This window comes from Neobacillus sp. 19 (assembly GCF_049463095.1).
Classification (GTDB): domain Bacteria; phylum Bacillota; class Bacilli; order Bacillales; family Cytobacillaceae; genus Neobacillus.
The window spans coordinates 75,069-96,511 of record NZ_JBMPZU010000031.1; the positions used below are offsets into that span (position 1 = coordinate 75,069).

18 protein-coding genes are annotated in these 21,443 nt (G+C 39.6%); 14 read left to right on the forward strand and 4 right to left on the reverse strand.

Going from position 1 to position 21,443, the window contains the following annotated elements; genetic code table 11:
- Positions 1-11: 11 nt before the first annotated feature.
- On the forward strand, positions 12-1,106 hold the full coding sequence (locus tag ACO1D1_RS09310) for a glycosyltransferase family 4 protein (protein WP_423335701.1): 1,095 nt from the start codon (positions 12-14) through the stop codon (positions 1,104-1,106).
- A gap of 30 nt (positions 1,107-1,136) precedes the next feature.
- Here the strand turns inward: ACO1D1_RS09310 and ACO1D1_RS09315 are convergent, their stop codons facing one another.
- Positions 1,137-2,420 carry a hypothetical protein gene (locus tag ACO1D1_RS09315; RefSeq protein ID WP_423335702.1) on the reverse strand — a complete coding sequence of 428 codons (1,284 nt, stop codon included), beginning with the start codon at positions 2,418-2,420 and terminating at the stop codon, positions 1,137-1,139.
- A 261-nt stretch (positions 2,421-2,681) separates the two neighbouring features.
- On the opposite strand from ACO1D1_RS09315, the gene ACO1D1_RS09320 reads away from it, so the two are divergent.
- The 4 genes from ACO1D1_RS09320 (at position 2,682) to ACO1D1_RS09335 (ending at position 6,636) form a co-directional block, all read left to right on the forward strand.
- Positions 2,682-3,380 (forward strand): WecB/TagA/CpsF family glycosyltransferase, encoded by a 699-nt coding sequence (locus ACO1D1_RS09320; RefSeq protein ID WP_423335703.1) that lies wholly within the window; start codon positions 2,682-2,684, stop codon positions 3,378-3,380.
- A gap of 34 nt (positions 3,381-3,414) precedes the next feature.
- Complete coding sequence (locus ACO1D1_RS09325) at positions 3,415-4,518, forward strand: glycosyltransferase (RefSeq protein ID WP_423335704.1); 1,104 nt, start codon at positions 3,415-3,417, stop codon at positions 4,516-4,518.
- A gap of 434 nt (positions 4,519-4,952) precedes the next feature.
- Positions 4,953-6,014: a glycosyltransferase family 4 protein gene (locus ACO1D1_RS09330; RefSeq protein ID WP_423335705.1), complete on the forward strand. Its 1,062-nt coding sequence runs from the start codon at positions 4,953-4,955 to the stop codon at positions 6,012-6,014.
- A 232-nt stretch (positions 6,015-6,246) separates the two neighbouring features.
- Positions 6,247-6,636, forward strand: coding sequence for a GtrA family protein (locus ACO1D1_RS09335; RefSeq protein ID WP_423335706.1), 390 nt, complete (start codon positions 6,247-6,249; stop codon positions 6,634-6,636).
- Between the two features lie 42 nt (positions 6,637-6,678).
- Here the strand turns inward: ACO1D1_RS09335 and ACO1D1_RS09340 are convergent, their stop codons facing one another.
- Positions 6,679-7,749, reverse strand: coding sequence for an LCP family protein (locus ACO1D1_RS09340; RefSeq protein ID WP_423335707.1), 1,071 nt, complete (start codon positions 7,747-7,749; stop codon positions 6,679-6,681).
- A 424-nt stretch (positions 7,750-8,173) separates the two neighbouring features.
- Between ACO1D1_RS09340 and ACO1D1_RS09345 the strand changes: the two genes are divergently transcribed.
- From ACO1D1_RS09345 to ACO1D1_RS09355, 3 genes are all read left to right on the forward strand, one after another.
- Positions 8,174-9,640 carry a bifunctional 2',3'-cyclic-nucleotide 2'-phosphodiesterase/3'-nucleotidase gene (locus ACO1D1_RS09345; protein ID WP_423335708.1) on the forward strand — a complete coding sequence of 489 codons (1,467 nt, stop codon included), beginning with the start codon at positions 8,174-8,176 and terminating at the stop codon, positions 9,638-9,640.
- The gene (locus ACO1D1_RS09350; RefSeq protein ID WP_423335709.1) at positions 9,576-12,584 is read left to right on the forward strand and encodes a 5'-nucleotidase C-terminal domain-containing protein; all 3,009 of its coding nucleotides are present in this window, start codon (positions 9,576-9,578) and stop codon (positions 12,582-12,584) included. Before ACO1D1_RS09345 ends, ACO1D1_RS09350 begins: the two co-directional genes overlap by 65 nt.
- Before the next feature lie 169 nt (positions 12,585-12,753).
- Positions 12,754-13,818: a glycosyltransferase family 4 protein gene (locus tag ACO1D1_RS09355; protein WP_423335710.1), complete on the forward strand. Its 1,065-nt coding sequence runs from the start codon at positions 12,754-12,756 to the stop codon at positions 13,816-13,818.
- A gap of 271 nt (positions 13,819-14,089) precedes the next feature.
- Here ACO1D1_RS09355 and ACO1D1_RS09360 read toward each other — a convergent pair whose 3' ends face one another.
- Positions 14,090-14,728: a YigZ family protein gene (locus tag ACO1D1_RS09360; protein WP_423335711.1), complete on the reverse strand. Its 639-nt coding sequence runs from the start codon at positions 14,726-14,728 to the stop codon at positions 14,090-14,092.
- Between the two features lie 255 nt (positions 14,729-14,983).
- Between ACO1D1_RS09360 and ACO1D1_RS09365 the strand changes: the two genes are divergently transcribed.
- The 6 genes from ACO1D1_RS09365 to ACO1D1_RS09390 all read left to right on the forward strand — a co-directional run bounded on the left by ACO1D1_RS09365 (position 14,984) and on the right by ACO1D1_RS09390 (position 20,723).
- Entirely contained in the window at positions 14,984-16,120 is a 1,137-nt protein-coding gene (locus tag ACO1D1_RS09365; RefSeq protein ID WP_423335712.1) for a sensor histidine kinase, read from the forward strand.
- 61 nt (positions 16,121-16,181) lie between these two features.
- A complete protein-coding gene (locus ACO1D1_RS09370; protein ID WP_149871637.1) occupies positions 16,182-16,865 on the forward strand; it encodes a response regulator in 684 nt (227 codons plus the stop codon).
- A 134-nt stretch (positions 16,866-16,999) separates the two neighbouring features.
- Positions 17,000-17,839 carry a DegV family protein gene (locus ACO1D1_RS09375; RefSeq protein WP_423335713.1) on the forward strand — a complete coding sequence of 280 codons (840 nt, stop codon included), beginning with the start codon at positions 17,000-17,002 and terminating at the stop codon, positions 17,837-17,839.
- A gap of 271 nt (positions 17,840-18,110) precedes the next feature.
- Positions 18,111-18,434, forward strand: a complete 324-nt coding sequence (locus ACO1D1_RS09380) for a hypothetical protein (protein ID WP_423335714.1) — start codon at positions 18,111-18,113, stop codon at positions 18,432-18,434.
- Complete coding sequence (locus ACO1D1_RS09385) at positions 18,419-19,906, forward strand: DEAD/DEAH box helicase (RefSeq protein ID WP_423335715.1); 1,488 nt, start codon at positions 18,419-18,421, stop codon at positions 19,904-19,906. The genes ACO1D1_RS09380 and ACO1D1_RS09385 overlap by 16 nt, the downstream gene beginning before the upstream one ends.
- Before the next feature lie 100 nt (positions 19,907-20,006).
- A complete protein-coding gene (locus ACO1D1_RS09390) occupies positions 20,007-20,723 on the forward strand; it encodes a phosphoribosyltransferase family protein (RefSeq protein ID WP_423335716.1) in 717 nt (238 codons plus the stop codon).
- 113 nt (positions 20,724-20,836) lie between these two features.
- On the opposite strand, the gene ACO1D1_RS09395 is transcribed toward ACO1D1_RS09390, so the two are convergent.
- Positions 20,837-21,334 (reverse strand): spore coat protein, encoded by a 498-nt coding sequence (locus tag ACO1D1_RS09395; protein ID WP_423335717.1) that lies wholly within the window; start codon positions 21,332-21,334, stop codon positions 20,837-20,839.
- Between the last annotated feature and the right edge of the window lie 109 nt (positions 21,335-21,443).

Sequence of the window (21,443 nt, forward strand, 5' to 3'; positions counted from 1 at the left end):
GAGGTATTACAATGAATAAAATAAAAGTTCTGCATGTTTGTGATGCACTTGATAAGGGTGGTTTAGAAGAAGTAATCTATAACCTGGTAAAAAATACAAATGATCAAAAATTTGAAGTGAGCGTAGCGTATTTTCAAGGAGGAATGGTGGCTAATCGCCTAAAGGAAAAGGGATTTATTTGCCATGAAATAAATGTAGCAGGTAAGTATTCACGAATTAATAAGTTGAAAAATTATATTAAAGACGAAAAGATTGATATTGTTCAAGCACACTTTTCTTTTCATGGTATAATTGCTGCAAAATTAGCAGGCGTGAAAGTAATTGAAACCACTCATAATACGTATCATTTTTTTGAAAATCCTTGGGGAAGATTGAAATATAGCTTATATTTAAATCTTGTTGATACGGTTGTATCTGTCTCCGGGGCAGTCCAGAATTTTAATTTGACTAATTTTAAAGTGAAGAATCGCAAAAAATGTGTTGTTATTACCAACTCAATAGATTCTGAACGGATCATTCCTTCCGAGGAGCCGACAACGGTATTGAAACAAAAATACAATATTTCTGAGAATTCTGTTGTAATTAGTACCCTTTCACGGATTGATGTCCAAAAGGGATTGGAATACCTAATAGAAGCGGCATCCATCTTGAATCAAAAATATCATCACCTCGTTTTCCTCATCCCAGGTGAAGGCAATCCTGAGTATGGTAAGCAGCTACAGGAAAAAGCCACCGGATTAGATAACCTTCACTTTATCGGGCATGTTTCCAAAGTAAATGAACTGTTTAAGATAATGGATATTTTTACAATGCCTTCTCTATGGGAGGGAGCACCTTTAACTTTACTAGAGGCAATGGCATACGGGAAGCCTGTAGTGGTAACGGATGTGGGGAACACTGCTGAGGTAATACAAGACGGGATTAATGGTTATATTGTTCCCAAAAAGGATGTTCATGCAATTGTTGACAGGATTATAACATTGATTGAAAATCCCGAAAAACGAATCCAGATTGAAATGCGTGCACAAAATGACTTCACTGATAAATTCAGCAATCAGATCATGGTTGATAAATACAAACAATTATATGAATCACTGTTGAACTAAAAAGAGTGGCTCCCTTGTGGAGGCCACTCTTTATCTTTGTTCTTTTTCCTTTAAATCCAAGATATTAAACATTTCTGTGAATCTTTCGTCCCAAGTGGTCTTTTCTAAAAATTGCTCTACATCATCATAACTTAAGGTTGAGGTTATCAGTTGTTGATAATATTGTGAAATTACTTGCTTGACTTCTGCTTCATTTTCACAATGTGTTACTAGTGGATAATTTCCTATATGTGGAATACCAGTCGAAACAGTCGGTAAGCCAAAATACAAATACTCATAAATTTTAATAGGGTCTACTGCTTCGGATAATGTGCTTTGTTTAAATGGAATCAAACCAATATGCCATTTTTCCACATATCTATATAGTTCCCCGGGGTGTATTTTCCCATAAAACTCACAATTGGGAAGGGCTTTGATTTTCATAAGAATGTCATCGGGTATACCGTGGCCAATAAAATGGAAAAAGAATTGGTTATTCTCTGCTAAATGGAGAATCAGGTCCCAATCAAACCATGACGGTGTTAAATGTCCGAAATAACCAATATGTATTTTTTGATCAAGTGATTCCGTTCTTAGCGAAATATTTTTTTTACCGGATAAGGCAGCTGTATAACCGTTGCCAATGACCTCAATATCATGTCGGATAAAGGAAAACTTATCTTTTAATGGCTGTGAGACTACGGTCACAAGATCGGAGGTACGAACGAATTCTTCTTCAGTTTTTCGATCATACCATGAGGCATCGCCTGTTTTATAGAATTCTTCCCATTCATCCATATTGTCATAAATAATTCGATAATCAGCATTTTTTAGCTGTCCTATACTACGATAAAATAACTTAGCTGGGAAGGTAGCAATATACGTTTTACTGTCAATTTCATTTAATATTTTTAATTTATCAAGCTCATAGGTGAAATCGTATACAGGTATTTCAAAAATGTTCTTATATACCACTTGATAACCTTTTTTAAGCTTTTCTGCATCATCCCATTGCCATACAACATAGATAACCCCATACCCTTGGTTGGATAAATATTTTGCCAGATTTATGGTCCGTTGGTTATATAGTTCTTCGAATTCTAGGCCTGAAGTTAAGATGACAAGACCTTTAATTTCATGTTTTTGATATAATTCCAATATTTTCCTGTATGTATTCGCGAGCTGGGGGTTTTCTTGTCTTAGCATTTTGTTAATACCCATTTTTGTCGTGAGGCGCCGTTGAACTTTTTGAAAGGTATTTCTTACTCCATTTTGCTTTAGAGCGTTCGTTCCCTTTTTATAAAGGTATCCTACTTGCCTTAATTTGTCTGACATAATCGTTCTCCTCTTCTAACCTTAGTAGTTACATTATACCTTACGAATAATTTATTTAAAAATAAAACAAAAATGATAGTCATTTTATTATTTGTTGATATATTATAGTCAAATCATTTATACTCATTTTATCCAAAGGGAAGGATTCTCTTCAATATGAGTAAGGTTCTTGCCTTTTAAACAAATACAATTATTTTCAATATAGCTTTAAAGAGATGAGTGAGATACTTGAAAGAAATGAAAATAAACATTTTAAACATTTTGTTTAATTATGTAACAAAACAACAGATTTTGAACATCTTAACAAAAAGGATTGAAGACGGGAAAAAGACCTTTTTGGTTACTGCTAATCCTGAAATCGTGATGCATGCCAATTCGGAGCCTGAGTATATGCAGGTCATTCAACAGGCCGATTATGTTATTGCGGATGGAATCGGGATCATTATTGGCTCCAAAATTATTGGACAACCATTACCTGAGAGGGTTCCTGGATTTGAGCTCATGCAGGAATTATTAAAGAAAGGGAATGAGGCACACTGGAGTGCTTATTTCCTTGGGGCAAAAAAGGAAGTTGTCGAAAAAGCGGTGGAAATGGTTAGACGGCAGCATCCGAACTTAGTGATTGCTGGTTACCATGATGGTTTTTTTGATTGGGAGGCAAACACCATACAAGAGGAAATACAGCGCACGAAACCGGATATGGTGTTTGTAGCATTAGGATTGCCGCGACAGGAAAATTTTATAGTTAAAAACCTTACTAAGTTCGATAAAGGCCTATTTATTGGTGTTGGCGGCAGCTTTGATGTGATTGCCGGCACGGTGAAACGGGCTCCTGTCATATGGCAAAAGCTTAATCTGGAATGGTTTTACCGGTTGATCAAGCAACCCAGCCGCTGGCGGCGCATGCTCGTTCTTCCGCAATTTCTTATCCGGATGCTGAAGATCAAGCAAAAGGGTTAATCTGTTTAACCAGGTTACAAAGGGGATATTTATTATGAAAGTATTACATTTAAATGCTGGTAATGAAACAGGTGGAGGGATGGTCCATATCCTTTCACTTTTAAAAGAGCTAAAAAGAGAAGAATTTGTCCTTGGCCTTTTAGAGAAGGGAGTCTTTGAGGAGAAGGCAAGAGCAGCAGGTATCGTTACCAAGACATTTGAACAATCGTCAAGGTATGACTTATCGGTCCTCTTTCAGATTATTTCCTTTATAAAAAGAGAGAAGATCAATATTCTCCATACTCACGGGGCAAGAGCAAATTTATATGGATACTTCTTAAAAAAATTTACTTCTGTGACCTGGATGACAACGGTTCATAGTGATCCTAGAAATGATTTTCTTGGCAGGGGGATCAAAGGAAGGCTGTTTACAACGCTTAATCTGTCCGTATTAAAAAAACCGGATCATTATTTCGCCATTTCTAAGCGATTCACAGACATGATGGTTGAATTTGGTGTTAACCCCAAAGATATTACGACGATTTTTAACGGAATTGATTTTAATGCTCCACTGAATACAGGTCTTTGCAGGGAGGATATAACGCTTTCGACAAATGATTTTGTCCTATTGATGGTTGCCCGGCTCGATCCGGTAAAACGTCATGAGCTTGCGATAGAGGCCGTGGAGGAGGTCATTAAAGTACATCCTGAAATCAAATTGCTATTGGTCGGCGATGGGCCATTAAAACCTGAAATTCAAAATCTTATTCAGCAAAAGGGACTTGAGCAATCCATTCAGCTTTTGGGGCACAGAGACGATGTTGATGCATTCTATAACCTTGCGGATATTACGTTGCTGACTTCACAAACAGAAAGCTTTCCACTTGTTTTATTAGAATCTGCGAGAACCAATACACCTGTAATTACAACAGATGTAGGAGGGGTTAGGGATATGATCCCAGACCCATCATATGGATTTATTGTTCATGGCAATGAAAAGGCGGAGATCGTTTCTTTAATTGTTCAAGCAATTGAAATGAAGAAAGATGGCCAGCTTAAAAATATGGGTAAAACATTTAGAGGTTATGTATCGCAGCACTATTCACTGCAGTCATTCGTGGACAGCATTTATCGGACGTATAAACGTTTTAATAAATAAAAAATGGTTAGATCCTCAGATGAGGTTCTAACCATTTTTATAAGGCGGATCAACTATCATATTGTCGAAAGTATGTTGAAAATAGTATTTTTATGAAAAAATTGACAACTATGTAACTTTTGAGTTGTGTTTTTCGTCGAAATTCATGGTATAGTAAATGTGTGAGTTTGAAACTAAATGGGTAAAAAGTAAAGAAAGGGTCCTCTATTAAATTGGTAATATGTTGAAGTGAGAATATATGAAATAGGATTGTAACTCACATGATAAAGAAAATCTATTTTAAATTGATAATGGCTGTGTTATAATCCACATGGTATGACTTTGATATTACATGAAAATGATTGTTAAATAGATAACTAGCTTTAGAGTAACCAGGAAGGTTGCTTAAATATGCCTGTTCAAAGAATCGGGTTATCTTTATGAGGAGGAACACAATGTTCTATTTCACCTTGTTTTTATGCTTTTTAAGTACAATTCTTCTGACTCCTTTAGTAAAAAAACTAGCCTTTAAAATTGGGGCGACAGATAAACCGAATCAACGGAAAGTCCACCAGAAAATCATGCCGCGTCTCGGGGGGCTGGCCATCTATATAAGTTTTATCATCGGCATGCTGATTCTTAGCCCTGACAATGCTAATGCACTGCCAATTATTTTCGGAAGTATCATCATTATCATCACTGGAATACTAGATGATGTGCTAGAGCTTTCTGCTAAAGTGAAGTTTATCGCTCAGATTGCGGCAGCAGCCGTTGTAGTAGTCTGGGGCGGCGTTGATGTTGATTTTATCAATTTACCATTCGGCGGCCAAATTCAGTTCGGTTATTTAAGTATCCCTATTGCAATTATTTGGATTGTTGGTATTACCAATGCCATTAACCTGATTGACGGCCTAGACGGTCTTGCTGCAGGTGTATCTTCCATTGCATTAATTACCATTTCCGGAATGGCAATGATTATGGGAAACGGATTTGTAACAGTGGTTGCTGCGATTGTGTTAGCAAGTACGCTAGGTTTTCTACTTTACAATTTCCACCCCGCGAAAATTTTCATGGGTGATACTGGAGCTTTATTTTTGGGATACATGATTTCGGTATTATCATTGCTTGGCTTTAAAAATGTTGCAATTATTTCTTTTATCGTCCCGATTATTATTCTTGGGGTCCCGATCTCGGATACATTTTTTGCAATTCTTCGCCGTATTGTTAATAAGAAGCCTTTATCAGCACCTGATAAATCGCATTTACATCACTGCCTGCTTCGCTCTGGATTTACACATCGCCAAACCGTTTTGATTATCTATGCAATCGCAGCTTTCTTCGGCTTGTCGGCAATAATTTTTTCGCAAGCGAAGGTCTTGGGCGGTTCACTCTTCATCGTTATTTTGTTAATTTTGATTGAATTGTTTGCGGAAATGATTGGCCTTGTCGGCAAGAACTATCGTCCGCTGATTAAAATGATGCGTATTTTACTCGTAACAACTGTGCGAAATAGATAGATAGTGAGAGCCTGACCATTTTGGTCGGGTTTTTTTTTACCCTTTTTGGAAAACTATCGTTAATGAGTTACCAGATAGGCAAGGATGGAATGAGGATTGAGCGCCTAATAATCTCTAATCATTTTAGAAGAAGAGGATATTATCATTGATGTTGCCTTCGAGTTCGTCTGTCATTTATAACTATAACTCATTTTGAGAATACTGCTGGTATTCGGTAATAGGAGATTATAATATGAACCGTTTCTTGAAATTTGCTGTAGTTGGAATTGGGAATACAATTATTTCTATTGCGAGCTTTGCACTGTTAGAGAAGCTCTGGATCAACTATATTGCAGCTAACATCATTGCTTATGGACTAGGCATGATAAACAGCTTTATTTGGAACAAAAAATGGGTGTTTCGAACTGATTTAGATGTTGGACAGCTATCACTATTATGTAAATTTACCATTGTTAATTTGATCACGCTTGGATGTAATACAATGTTTCTATACTTATTGGTTGGAAAACTAAATTTCATTTCATCCCTTGCTCAGGTTTTTTCTACCGTATTTGGGATATTAATCAATTACGGATTAAACAAGAAATGGACATTTAGGGTTCCTGACCCTATAGTAAAATAAAGAGCCGCATTACTATATGTAATACGACTCTTACCGTTTCGTTTAGTTGTTGTTTGAAGTTGAATCTGCCCCAGCGTTTGTTGTTGTTTCGTCTGTATTTGAGTCGGTTTGGCTAAGATCAGTAGAACCTCTATTCGTTCCAAGATGCGTCTTTAAGATCGATTTTGTTTCTTCAAGACTCTTTTCATCAAGCTTATAATAGTAAATCTTATTTATATACGCATCCTCACCATTAAGGTTCAAGGTATCAATGTTTAAGCCGCTGCCTGTAAGGCCGTAATCAATTAAAGATTTCATATCAGTAAATGACATGTTTGTTTGCATATTGTCACCAACGGCTTTAATGATGTCAGTGTGTTTTGAAAATGATTGAATAGAAAGTGCTTTTTTCATAAGTGCTTTAATGATTTCCTGCTGTCTCATTCCACGCATCACGTCTGTATCATGGTGTCTTGTCCTTGCAAGCGCCAATGCCTCTTCACCGTTTAAAGTTTGAAAACCAGGTTTCAAATTGATTGCGTTTGGACGATCTTCCGAATCCTGTTCAGATAAAGCATAAGGAACATCAACGTCGATTCCATCTAGGGCATCGACTACATCCATAAATGCATAAAAGTTAATTTTTACATAATAATCAATCGGGATATCGAGAAGCTCTTGGACAGTTTCAATTGTCATCTTTGGACCACCGAAAGCATGGGCATGAGTAATTTTGTCCTTTTTATTTTTTCCAGGAATATAAACATAGGAGTCACGTGGAATACTTAATAGTTTTACTGATTTCTCTTTTTTATTGAATGTAGCAACTAACAGGGCGTCAGATCGAACGGCTTCCCCATATTGTTTTGCCCGGATTTTACTTTCATCGACACCGATGAGTAAAATGGAGATATTGTCCAAATCGGGATTTACCTGGGTCGTGCGTTTAGAAACCGTTTTTACCGGCTTATACGATTTATTAACAACTGATTCTGCCTTTTTTAGTAGGAAGTTCGCATAGGCCGCTCCGCCTAAGGCAACGATTAATAATGGAACAAAAATCCACATAAAGATCCGCTTTTTACGACCCTTTTTCTTCTGATTCACTCGCTGTGAGCGTTGAAATTCGGACATATTATTTCTCCTTTATATAAATATAAATATCACTCAGGCAATTAGTAAAAGACTAGTTTCCATTTTACAGGTTTTTCCCCGCCACGTAAATTGAAATTTTTTGTCGAAAATTGAATTGTTTTGTTTCTCCATAATTCTACTATTTCCGCACCAGTCCTCCACCTAATAGACGGATTCCATTTTGATTATGTTACAAGTTAAATTTGAAAAATAGGCCGGCAAATGCCTTCATAAACCGCAAAAAATTTAAAAGATTCTGAGTTTGTAATATTTACAAACATTCTACATAGTCCCAATAAATATTTTACAAAAAAGGCTATGATTCTATTAAAAATATTAGTAGAATAGTCATGCAATGCAAAATATATTGTCGAAGGGCGGTAAAAGTGTGAAGAGAAAGATAAAAAGAAGCATGAAAAGAAAAATGCTCAATAGTTCTCTAGCTGCTGTGTTAGCGCTTACAACGATTCCGTTGAATATTTTCCCAAGCGCAGCAAAAGCAGAAAGTACCGGTACAAATACGGCAACACTACGTATCTTAGAAACTACGGATCTGCATTCAAATGTCATGCCGTATGATTATTTCAAAGATGCAGCTGTTAAAGATTATGGATTAGCAAAAACTGCTACATTAATCCAACAAGCTAGATCTGAATCTCAAAACTCAATGCTTTTTGATGCCGGTGACACGATTCAAGGAAATCCACTTGCCAGTTATGTAGCTAAAGTAAAAAGACTAGCACCAAATGAAACTCACCCGATCTACAAAGCAATGAATTATTTGAACTATGATGCAGGAATTGTAGGAAACCACGAGTTTAACTATGGATTGGACTACTTAGCCGATGTTATGGAAGAAGTTCAGTTCCCAATTGTAAACGCCAACATATTTAAAGATGATCATGACAGCGATCCTACAAATGATGTGAACTACTTTACCCCTTACAAAATCATCGATAAAAAAATCATTGATGATCAAGGCAAGGAAGCAACCATTAAGGTAGGTGTTATTGGATTTGCACCACCGCAAATCATGAGATGGGATAAAGACAACCTTACGGGAAAAGTAATTACTAAGGATATCAAGAAACAAGCTGAGAAATTCATTCCTAAAATGAAAGCAGAAGGCGCTGACGTCATTGTGGCGATTGCTCACTCTGGTTGTGACATTGATGAGGAAGGTAAAGAAGAAGCAGAAAACGCTATATATGACTTGACGAAAGTTCCTGGCATCGATGCCATGCTATTTGGACATGCACATGTTAACTTCCCTGGCGATGCATCATTTAATGGCAAAAAAGGAATCGATAATTCAAATGGTAAAATCAACGGTGTTCAAGCTGTTGAAGCAGGTTTCTGGGGAAATAATCTTGGTGTCCTTGATTTAGCCTTGGTACAAGATGCTAACGGAAAATGGACCGTAGATAAGGCCAACTCTAAATCTGTTAACCGTCCTGTTAGTGCTGATACTAAGTCAGATGTGAAAATTGTGGAAGATGTGCAAAAAATACATGATGAAACGATTGATTATGTACGCGGGAAAATCGGTGAAACCGAAATACCAATGCACAGTTTCTTTACTCGTGTAATGGATGATGCGTCCACGCAAATTGTTAACGCAGCACAAATGGATTACGTAAAAAAATGGATTAACTCAAATGCTCCAGAGTATAAAGATATCCCTGTTCTTTCTGCTGCTGCACCATTTAAGGGCGGCCGCGGCGGTGTGGGTGATTACACGAATATCGCAAAAGGTGATGTAGCAATTAAGAGTGCGGCTGATTTGTATTTGTTTGATAATACATTAAAAGCAGTTGAGGTTACCGGTGACCAAGTTAAGCGGTGGTTGGAAATTTCCGCATCTCAATTTAAACAAGATCGACCCAAATAAGGAAGGAAACCAAGAGTTACTTGACTATGATTTCCGTCCGTACAACTATGATGTTATTGATGGTGTTAAATACCAAATTGACGTGACGAAACCAGTGGGGCAAAGAATCATTAAATTAACGATGATGGACGGAACAGCCGTTCAACCAACCCAAAAATTTATTGTTGCCACAAATAACTACCGTGCTGGCGGAAGCGGCGGTCTGGCTGAATTGAAGGATGCGAAAGTGGTTGTAGATTCTCCATTTGAAAACCGTCAAATTTTAATGGATTATATTACGGAAAAAGGGACCATTAATCCAGTGGCTGATAATAACTGGAAAATCGCTCCTGTTGGCGGCGTTGCCAAATTAGTTTTCCATTCTGCTCCTGAAGCAAAACCATACCTTGGTCAAACACCAAATGTTAAAGATCTTGGTGCTTCTACAACCAAGCCAGGATATGAGTTATTTGAATTAGACCAAAAAGTTCATGTTCAATTATTAGGAATTAACGACTACCATGGTCAACTTGATACTTGGAAAACATATAAGGATTCAAAAGGAAATGTTACTTCTGTAGTCGGCGGTATTGAATACTTAGCGGGATATATGAAGGACAGAGAAGCGGCTAACCCTGCCAACACACTTATGATCCAAGCAGGTGACCTTGTTGGAGCAAGCCCGCCAGTATCTGCGTTATTACAGGATGAGCCGACAATTCGTTTCATGAACGAAATCGGTATCGATGTAGGAACAATTGGTAACCATGAATTTGATGAAGGCGTAACAGAAATGAAACGTCTAATCAATGGCGGAAGTCATCCGAAAACAGAAAAATATGAGGCCAAGTATGGCAAGTTTACTGGGTCTACTATGGAGTATGTTGTGGCAAACGCAGTTGATGAAAAAACAAATGAGCCAATTTTAAAACCTTATGTAATTAAAGAAGTAGACGGCATTAAATTTGGTTTTATTGGTGTAGTCACAACCGAAACACCTAAAATTGTTACTCCAAGCGGTGTTGCAGGTGTTAAGTTTACCGATGAAATTGAAGCCATCAATAAGTATGCAAAAGTATTAAAAGATCAAGGTGTTAAGAATATTGTGGTTCTTGCCCACAATCCTGGAACATCCGATAAAGATGGTAAAAATCCAACTGGACAAGTTGTCGATATTGCGAAAAAGGTTGACTCTGAAATTGATGTGATTTATGGTGCACACGATCATAAATACTTAAACTCAACTGTAGACGGCAAACTTCTTGTACAATCATTATCATATGGACAAGCATTCTCTGATATTGACTTAACTGTAGATCCAATTACTGGTGATATTATTAAGTCTGAAACTAAAGCTGAGATCGTTGATACAGATCATGCAAAAATTACTCCAGATGCAAAAGTTAAAGCAGCCCTTGATGGCTATCAAGCTGATATCGCTCCAATTGTAAATCAAAAGGTGAGTGAAACAGCAGTAGAATTAAGCAAAACAGCTAATGAGCACGGAGAATCTGTCCTCGGAAATGTTATTGCTGACGGTATGCGTTCGATTACTGGAACAGAATTAGCATTCATGAACTCCGGCGGTATCCGTAACCCGCTTCCAAAAGGAACGATTACATGGGGAGATTTATTCAAGGTCCAGCCATTTGGCAATGATTTAGTTACAATGAAAATTACCGGTGATCAGGTAAGAACCTTGTTAAATCAACAATTCCAAGAACCGGAAAGCTATAACAAGATCATGGCTATTTCTGGACTAAAATACACTTGGACAAATAGTAATCCAAAAGGCAGCAAAGTTCTTGATATCTATCTTGAAGATGGTTCATTGATCGATCCAAAAGCAGAATACACGATTACAGTTAACAACTTTATGGCAGACGGCGGTGATGGATTTACAATCCTTAAGTCTGGTAAAAATCGCGTAACAGGTCCAGTGGATTTAGATGCTTTTGTGGACTATTTCAAAACATTACCGACACCTTTTAGCGCTGAAATCGAAGGGCGTATCTTAATTGATACATTTGTAGATCAGCCAGAAGTGTCTGTAACCAATTTTGACAAATATCTATATGGTTACACTGAGCCAATGGCTAAAGTAAAAGCCTCTGTAGGAGATAAAGAAATTGGAACTGTAACAGCTGATGAGGATGGTTACTTCGAAATTAAATTGAAGGATCGCTTAGCAACAGGTACTGTTATCCGCTTAACGATTACAGATAGAACTGGAAACCTAGCTCCATTCGATATCACAGTTGAAGCAGCCACTGGCTGGGTATGGGATCAAGATGAAAAAGGAAATGACATTTGGTACTATATTAACCCTGAAACAGGTGAAATGACTGCAAATAAATGGTTCCAAGAAGATGGAGTTTGGTATCACTTCAATAAAAATGGAATCATGGAAACTGGCTGGGTTCTTGTCAATGGCAAATGGTACTTCCTAAGCAAAGATGAAGACACCTTAGGTGAAATGCAAACCGGCTGGTTCCAGGAAAACGGCAAAAAGTACTACCTGGATCAAGTGAACGGAGATATGAAAGTTAACTGGTATAATGTCAATGGCAAGTGGTACTACTTTAACAAGTCTGGTGCAATGCAAACAGGCTGGTACCTAGAAAACGGCAAGTGGTACTTCCTTGACAAAGCTAACGGAGATATGAAAGTGAACTGGGTAAATGTCAATGGCAAGTGGTACTTCTTTAATAAGTCCGGTGCCATGCTGACCGGCTGGGTTAAAGACGGTAATACCTGGTACTACTTAACAAATTCCGGCGCAATGCAAACAGGTTGGGTGAAAGTAAATAACAAATGGTATTTCCTTAAATCCTCTGGTGCAATGCAAACAGGTTGGGTTCAAGTGGGCAGTAAATGGTACTTCCTATACAATGATGGAAGCATGGCTGCAAACACTTCAATCGGCAAATACAAATTAGGTAAAGACGGCGCATGGATTAACTAAATGCGAAGACGTTTTGGAAAGAGGTAAGCCCTTATTAGAGTGGCTGCCTCTTTTTCTTTTTGAAAAACGCTTGGGTAAAATATAATTTGGCATTTTCCGTTTTTTACTATTCATTCTTTGTTTTCGTTTCCTCTTTAATGGACAAACTGACTAACAAGGAGGAAGATTGATGCTTTATCTTACCTTGATAGTATGTTTTCTTGTTTCTATTCTTATCACACCACTAATAAAAAAATTAGCCTTTGTCATTGGTGCAACTGACAGGCCCAATCAACGCAAAGTCCATCAGTCGATTATGCCCAGACTTGGAGGCTTAGCAATATTTATTAGCTTTATGGCAGGCATTTTCTTATTAAGACCTGAAAACACTTCTTCCTTTGCCATCATGATTGGCTGTTTGATCATTGTCATTACTGGCGTTTGTGATGATCTATTTGAATTGCCGGCAAAGATGAAACTTCTTGGACAATTAGCCGCAGCTTGTTGTGTTGTGTTTTTGGGTGATCTGCAAATGGTATTTATCAACCTGCCGTTTGGAGGGCAGCTTCAATTTGGCTTATTTAGTATTCCCTTTACCATTCTTTGGATTGTTGGCATCACCAATGCCATAAACTTAATTGACGGGCTAGATGGATTGGCTGCAGGAGTGTCTTCGATTGCCTTAATTACGATTTCAGGGATGGCTATTATTCAAGGGAATTTTTACGTTGTTGCGGTTGGGTCGATTGTACTGGCAAGTACGCTGGGGTTCTTATTCTACAACTTTCATCCGGCCAGTATATTCATGGGGGATACTGGAGCACTTTTTTTGGGCTTTATTATTTCCGTTTTGTCGCTTCTTGGATTTAAAAATGTTACCTTCATTTCATTTGTTATTCCCGTGATCATTTTAGGGGTACCCATTTCCGATACCTTTTTCGCAATCATAAGAAGGATCATTAACAAACAGCCGTTATCTGCACCTGATAAATCCCATCTGCATCATTGTATGCTGCGAATGGGCTATTCCCACCGTCAGACCGTGCTGCTTATTTATGCAATGGCTGCCTTTTTTGGTCTCGTCGCCGTCATTTACTCCCAGGCAAGAATCGGCGGAGCGCTTTTCTTAATCGGTTTCGTGATTCTCATCATTGAAATCATTGCTGAAAAAATTGGCTTAATGGGAAAAGACCATCGGCCATTGTTAAATATCGTCCGTACACTGAAAACAACCACAGCGAAAAACCGTTCTTAACTCCATTTCCGTAAACAAAGGGACTCAACAATGTGAACTGAGCCCCTTTTCTCTATGTCCAGCTCCAGCGCCCTAACGGCTAGTGTCCTTCGCGCTCCGCCCTACGATAAGTCAACATCGAATCACCTCCGGCTCTTCGTGTTTCCTTTATCTCAGTTGGAGCACTCCAGGCCATACGCCGCTGACCAGGGTGCTTCCGCTTTTCTGTTTTTTTTCCCAATTGTTTATTCTTAGAATACCTACTATAATCATCCTCAAGATATACTGCGATTTACCTACAAAAATCAATTTCAAGATAAACGGTTGCGCCTTTATCTAATGTACATTGGCCGTTTGTCAGCTCTACCATCCAGTCATTAAATGACTGAACATGACTTTCGTCTACAAAGGTTTCAATTTCAACAGTATCTAAGTAATGAATTTCTTTGATTGTATATTCAGAGGACCGCAGTTCTTTTTCAATTTTCCCAAGCCAGGTATAGTCTATTTTCACGTGAATAACTTGCGTGAGTCTTCTTTCAACAATTCCAACTGCGTCCAGGCCCTCTGATGTTGCTTTGCCGTATGCACGGATTAGGCCGCCTGCACCAAGTTTTATCCCGCCAAAGTAGCGGGTGATAACAACAACTGTGTCCTTTAGCTTTCTTTTTTTCAACACCTCAAGGATTGGGACCCCGGCCGTTCCGCTTGGTTCGCCATCATCATTGGCTTTCTGAATCTGGTCATGCTCACCAATAAGAAAGGCAGAGCAATTATGGGTGGCATCCCAATGCTGCTTTTTGATTGCTTGAATGAATTCCTGGGCTTCATTTTCCGTTTCGGCTCTTTTAATGTGTGCAATAAACCGGGACCTTTGAATGTTGATTTCATTTTCCCCGGTCCGCTTCACGGTAAGATATTTAGAAAGCATAAAAAGCTCCTTTCTATTTTAAAAAAATAATGTAATATACCTTTAATATGGCAGTAACGTTCGAATGATATAATAGACATGGTTCAACGAGATACAATTAGAGGAATAGGATGAAATATTACTATTATACTACTTTTCACCAAAGTATGAGGCCAACCCTGTCTGTTTGATTAGCAAATTAATATTATCTAAGGTAAAATATGTTAGTGAGGCCTTAAGGAATAAGGGAAATTGAGCCCCTCCTGGAGGAATGATATGAAAAAGATTAATATGAAGTCAATTGATGAAATTCGTGAGGAAATGATTGATACTGTAACATGCAGTAAAAGTGATATTTTTCGAATTGGTGAGCAATGTCGCCAAGACTATGATAGCATGACGACAGAGCTTCAAAATATCAAGCAAATGATGGTCAAGCTAATTGAAGAGGGCAACAAACTGGAAGAACAGGTCCTGGAAGCCCGGGTCATGCTGTCAGAAGTCAGTATGAATTTTAAACAGTACACGGAAGAAGAGGTCCGCGAAGCCTATGAAAGGGCCCATCAGCTACAAATGGATCTTTCTATCAACTGGCAGTACAAAAAACAGCTTTTGGACAAGAGAGACGATCTCGAACGGCGGCTAATCGGGTTAGACAAAACCATAGACCGTGCTGATCAGCTCATCTCGCAAATTTCCGTGGTAATGAATTATTTAACAAGCGATTTGAAACAAGTCGGTGAAGCATTGGAAAATGCTAAAGCCAAACAAGACTTCGGTTTAAAAATTATTGAAGCGCAGGAAGAAGAGAGAAAGCGGCTTTCAAGGGAGATTCACGATGGTCCGGCGCAAATGCTGGCGAATGTCATCATGCGTTCAGATTTAATTGAGCGTGTGTATCGGGATAAGGGGCCAGATGAGGCCTTTACCGAAATCCATAATTATAAAATAATGGTCCGTTCTGCCCTTTATGAAGTCCGCCGGATTATCTATGACTTGCGTCCGATGGCATTAGATGATTTAGGGCTTGTTCCTACCCTCAGAAAATATTTACAAACAATCGAAGAATATCATAACCAATCGAAGATTAACTTTGTGAATAGCGGCAAGGAGTGCAGGCTTCCAGCTAAGTATGAGGTCGCGCTGTTCCGTATCATTCAGGAGTCCGTCCAAAATGCACTCAAGCATGCAAATGCCTGTGAAATCAAGGTGAGTTTAGAAATAACTGATGCCGCTATTACCGTTATGATTAAGGACAACGGCATTGGTTTTGATACATCTCAAAAGAAACCTGAGTCTTTTGGCATGATTGGCATGCGGGAGCGTGTCGAACTGCTTGAAGGAGAAATTACGTTCGATTCAAAAATTAACAAAGGAACCGTTGTATCAATCCGAGTTCCATTAATCAGCTAAAGAAAAGATGTTTGCGCAACCGATAATAAATTTGAAATTGAAGAATTAGGGGGTAGTGCAATTGACTACTAAAATTGTGATAATAGACGATCATCAACTATTCAGAGAAGGCGTTAAGAGAATACTAGAATTTGAAAAAGCGTTCCAAGTCGTGGCAGAAGGCGATGACGGCAGCGAGGCATTAGGACTTGTTCAAGAGCACCAGCCAGATGTTGTTATCATGGATATTAATATGCCGCAAATGAATGGGGTTGAGGCAACCCGTGAGTTAATTGAAAAATTCCCCAATACAAAGGTCATCATTTTATCTATTCATGACGATGAGAACTATGTGACCCACGCATTAAAAACTGGTGCATGTGGCTATCTATTAAAGGAAATGGATGCAGATGCTTTGATAGAAGCCGTTCGGGTGGTGGCTGAGGGCGGATCGTATTTACATCCAAAAGTCACCCACAATTTGGTCAATGAATACCGCAAACTGGCAGCTGGTGTTGCCCGCGGCGGCGGCTACGTTCAAACAGTCGAAATCCGTCGTCCATTGCATTTATTAACACGCCGGGAATGCGAAGTACTGCAAATGCTTGCTGATGGAAAAAGTAATCGAGGAATCGGCGAATCCTTATTCATCAGTGAAAAAACTGTTAAAAACCATGTGTCAAATATTTTACAAAAAATGAACGTCAATGACCGTACACAGGCAGTTGTTGTCGCAATTAAAAACGGCTGGGTGGAAGTACGATAATCCTTTTGGAAAAATAGTGAAGAGCACGCTTATGAGCGTGTTCTTTTTTGTCGCTTTATTATAAAAAATGCAATTTACGGCTGTTTCAGATAGAATATATAGGGTTGGTAAAAAGATAAGGATGGTAAAATTTTATGAAAACGGCAATTGTCACGGATAGTACCGCGTACATACCGAAAGAATTACGAGAAAATTGGAATATACATATGATCCCGCTAAATGTTATTTTCGGGAATGAGGCATATCAGGAAGAAATTGATATTACGTGGAGCCATTTTTACGAAGAGGTGAAAACGAAAGAACTCCCAAAGACATCCCAGCCGTCGATTGGCCAATTTGTTGAATTATTTGAGCAGCTTTCCAAGGATTATGATGCCGTTATTTGTATTCACCTTTCAAGTGGAATCAGCGGCACATTTCAAGGGGCTGTAACCGCCAGTACGATGGTTGACAAAATTAACGTTTATCCATTTGATTCTGAGATTAGCTGCATGGTTCAAGGGTTTTATGCCCTCGAGGCCGCTAAAATGGCTGTAAGGGAAGAGGGTCCTGAAGAAATTATGCAACGGCTTGAAGAGCTGAAGAAAAGCGCCCGTGCTTATTTTATGGTTGATGACCTTTCCCACCTGCAGCGCGGAGGCCGCCTCTCAAGCGCTCAAGCCTTTATCGGCAGCCTGCTGCAGGTCAAGCCGCTGTTGCATTTCGAAAACAAGGTTATTGTCCCTTTTGAAAAAATCCGCACACGGAAAAAGGCAATGAAACGGATCGTCGACCTGCTTGCTGAAGATGCTGTGAGCGGTGATGCCTATCAAGCTGTCATCATTCACGCCAATCGCGAAGCGGAAGCAGAGGAGTGGCGGAAGGAGTTATCAGCCATGTATCCCAATGTCGATTTCACCATAGGCTACTTCGGTGCCGTCATCGGCACCCACCTAGGTGAAGGCTCCATGGGCATGGGCTGGATGAAAAAATAAAAAACGTAAGTATGCTGCCATTCCGGCCATTGGGCCGGAATGGTTTTTATTTTTTAACGGCATAGGACTGAAAAAGGTAACTAAAATAGTTTACAGAAATTAAGTGTGAGTTTGGCGGAAATCTGATCAAAGTTGGCGGAATCCCCTCCCAAGTAATAGTGCTGACACAAAGATTTCACAAGATCTTCGACAAATAAGTAGGAAATTCTCTATTAATTGCAGAATCATTTCAAAGTAAGAAATATTACAAGAAAAAGGAGTGTAGAAGCAATTGAGAATGAAAGACCTAACCCCTCCGCAAAGATTATTTTTAACCGAGATTTTAAAAGGACGAATTGACGTCCGACCTATTTTTGATAATGTATTTAAACAGCTTATTCGTCCTAATGAAGATGGCACTGCCCATTTAGAGGCCCTTAGTGATTATTACTTTTTATTTAAGCCAACAATTTCTAATTCGGAGTCTCTAAGCTTACAAAACAACGATGTTGCTCAAAAGATTCCTTTAAGATTAAACCTACCTACAACAGTCAAAACGAAAAATCGGATTTATCATCTTTTCCCGAAGAAGGTGACGCCATGCGCTTTATCATAAACAATGGAATGATAATGCCAGACCACATCGTAGAAAATTCTCTCCCCATCTCAAAAATCCCAACCATCCCGCAGCCGCCGCTAAACCCAAACTTCACCTACAATTTAGACCTGCAAAAGCTTCTTACCGGAAAACAACTACTCTTAGAGGATATCCCATTCACCCTTAATGAAATTCAATCACATTATCAAAATGGATATGTTACTTATCGCAAAGGGATTGTCTATAACGGGAATAAGCCCAACTGCGCCCGCTGCGGAAACAAGGATCCACAGTGGTTTGCCGCCTTTCCCTGCTCCCGCTGCGGCGAAACCTGCTTCTATTGCCGTCATTGCCTCATGATGGGGAGGATCAGTGCCTGTACACCGCTCCTAGGCTGGAATGGCCCGGTGCCTGACACCCTTTACCCTACGAAGATATTGGAATGGCAAGGGACGCTCTCGGACGGGCAAAGGGCAGCGTCGCAAAAAGTGGTGGAGGCCATTCTGCAGAATCAAGAGCATCTTATCTGGGCTGTCTGCGGCGCTGGGAAAACGGAAGTTCTATTTGCGGGCATCGAAGCCGCGTTGAATGCCCAAAAAAGAATCTGCATTGCCACACCAAGAACGGATGTAGTCCTTGAACTGACACCAAGACTTAAAGAAGCATTCCCTAAAATTCCGATAGCATCCCTGTACGGCGGCAGTGAGGATCGTCATCTTTTTGCACCTCTTACGATTGCCACCACCCATCAGCTGCTCCGGTTTTACGAAGCCTTCGACGCAATTATATTAGATGAGGTCGATGCCTTTCCTTATACAGTGGAGGAATCGCTTCAGTATGCAGCCAAACAGGCCCGGAAACCAATATCAGCGATGATTTATCTAACTGCAACACCGAACCAAAAGTGGCAAAGAGAATGTCGCACCGGTAAAAGATCCTATACAACCATTCCGGCACGTTTTCACCGTCACCCGCTGCCAGTACCTGAATTTGTTTGGTGCGGCAATTGGCAAAAGTGTCTCCAGAAGAACAAACTGCCGCCAATCGTCATCGACTGGATACACAAACGGATCAAGACTGACAAACAAGCACTAGTCTTTTTCCCTCATATTCCTTTGATGGAAAAAGCACTCCACATTCTCCGCCAGCTTGCCCCAAACATTGAAGCTGTCCATGCCGAAGACCCTGACCGGAAGAACAAGGTGCAAAAAATGCGGGCGAAGGAAATTCCCTTATTGCTAACAACGACCATTCTAGAGCGAGGTGTTACCTTTCCCAATATCGATGTGGCCGTCGTCGGTGCGGAAGATCCCATTTTCACCGAAAGTGCCCTCGTGCAAATTGCCGGAAGAGCAGGCAGGAGTAAGGATTATCCAAAGGGGGTGGTAACCCTTTTCCATTATGGAAAAACCTCCGAGATGATAAAGGCGAGGAGTCAGGTTATCGCAATGAACCGGGAAGGAATGAAACAAGGGCTGCTTGATTCGTGAAAGCAGGTGCAGAACCAAATTGCGAAAAAATATTTACACGAGTTTGATTGCGTAAGATGGGTTAAAGCGCTCGGTCCCATATTTAAAAAGGAGTAGTAAAATGAATCTATTTCAACAAGACCGCTGTCTTGTCTGCCATAACGCCATTCAGCCGGAAATAGGGTGGAGAGCTATTTTCTCGATTGAGAAGGAGCCTTTTCTTTGCACCAAATGTGCGGGGAGGCTTGAAAAAATTGTAGGCGAGACATGCCGGATATGCTGCCGCCCCCTAACCCGACTTGATGAGAAATTTCGCAAGGGGGATATGTGCAATGATTGCTTCCGCTGGGAGGAGGATTCGGAATGGAGTGGATTTCTCGAAAAAAATCATTCAATTTTCTTGTATAATGAATTTTTAAAAGAGGTTATGGCTAAATATAAGTTTCGCGGTGATTATGTATTAGCAAAGGTTTTCGCACAATTTTTTAAGATTGAACTGATAAAAATAAACCCGGATGTACTTGTGCCGATTCCATTAAGCGATGAACGGCTATATGAGCGCGGCTTTAATCAGGCCGGAGCACTGATAATTGAATCCGGCTTAGCTCCTTCAGAAATACTCACCCGCGTCCACTCAGAAAAACAATCGAAAAAATCAAGGTCAGAGCGTATTCATCTTCCCCAAGTATTTAAACTCGCAGCTGAAACCAATGTACAAGGAAAAAGGATCGTCCTCGTTGATGATATTTACACAACCGGTTCCACACTAAGGCATGCAGCAAAACTTTTAAAAGCTGCTGGAGCTGAAAGGATCCAGTCGTTAACAATAGCAAGGTAGAAATAGGAGAAGACGAAGGATATATAACAGGTATCCCAATCCATTTGAATACACTATCTGACACATGCAAAATCGTGGTGGCGGGAGCAACAATCCCTGCCCGCCAACCACATTCAAAACTTCATCCGAAGTGCCTTTTGTGCATTTTCTATATCATGCCCCAACAAGAGCCCCAAATCATATGCAGGGTAATAGCCGTGTTTATGCATATAAGTAAAAACTCGTTCGTGGCCGTGGATGGCTGCTATCAGCTGATTGGTGAAGGTTTTTCGTAACGCTGGTGTGGCCGTTTCGGTAATCGCTGCAGCGAGGTTCCGCACTAATGTTTTCGAAAGTCCCAGCAGGTCTGCTGCGAAAAAGCCCATGTCTTCGCGTAATTCTTCTTCTTCCCTGGTTTGGTGACCCTGTGCCATTGGATAAAATTTAAGCAGCTCTTTTATGTTACCTTCCAGGTCGTGAATGCACATTTTGTATAGTTCTTTTAGCTCATTGTCGGTTACCTTTTTAAACGACATTTTCAGTTTCATTAATCCCATCGATTGGAAGGACACTAATTCATGCAACTCCAATGTCTCATGCCAGGCGAGTAATTTACGTTCTTCATGTTCCATATGGTAAAATCCTCCATTCGTTTTCACATCCATTTAGCCTATTCTGTAAGCATATTGATGGTAAATTGTCCCGTTTAATAGTACAATGAATATGAATAACCATTCATTT

Coding starts and splice junctions, on each gene's coding strand:
- ACO1D1_RS09310 (WP_423335701.1), top strand. CDS start 12: ATGAATAAAATAAAAGTTCTGCATGTTTGTGATGCACTTGATAAGGGT.
- ACO1D1_RS09315 (WP_423335702.1), bottom strand. CDS start 2,420: ATGTCAGACAAATTAAGGCAAGTAGGATACCTTTATAAAAAGGGAACG.
- ACO1D1_RS09325 (WP_423335704.1), top strand. CDS start 3,415: ATGAAAGTATTACATTTAAATGCTGGTAATGAAACAGGTGGAGGGATG.
- ACO1D1_RS09330 (WP_423335705.1), top strand. CDS start 4,953: ATGTTCTATTTCACCTTGTTTTTATGCTTTTTAAGTACAATTCTTCTG.
- ACO1D1_RS09335 (WP_423335706.1), top strand. CDS start 6,247: ATGAACCGTTTCTTGAAATTTGCTGTAGTTGGAATTGGGAATACAATT.
- ACO1D1_RS09340 (WP_423335707.1), bottom strand. CDS start 7,749: ATGTCCGAATTTCAACGCTCACAGCGAGTGAATCAGAAGAAAAAGGGT.
- ACO1D1_RS09345 (WP_423335708.1), top strand. CDS start 8,174: ATGCTCAATAGTTCTCTAGCTGCTGTGTTAGCGCTTACAACGATTCCG.
- ACO1D1_RS09355 (WP_423335710.1), top strand. CDS start 12,754: ATGCTTTATCTTACCTTGATAGTATGTTTTCTTGTTTCTATTCTTATC.
- ACO1D1_RS09360 (WP_423335711.1), bottom strand. CDS start 14,728: ATGCTTTCTAAATATCTTACCGTGAAGCGGACCGGGGAAAATGAAATC.
- ACO1D1_RS09365 (WP_423335712.1), top strand. CDS start 14,984: ATGAAAAAGATTAATATGAAGTCAATTGATGAAATTCGTGAGGAAATG.
- ACO1D1_RS09375 (WP_423335713.1), top strand. CDS start 17,000: ATGAAAACGGCAATTGTCACGGATAGTACCGCGTACATACCGAAAGAA.
- ACO1D1_RS09385 (WP_423335715.1), top strand. CDS start 18,419: ATGCGCTTTATCATAAACAATGGAATGATAATGCCAGACCACATCGTA.
- ACO1D1_RS09390 (WP_423335716.1), top strand. CDS start 20,007: ATGAATCTATTTCAACAAGACCGCTGTCTTGTCTGCCATAACGCCATT.
- ACO1D1_RS09395 (WP_423335717.1), bottom strand. CDS start 21,334: ATGGAACATGAAGAACGTAAATTACTCGCCTGGCATGAGACATTGGAG.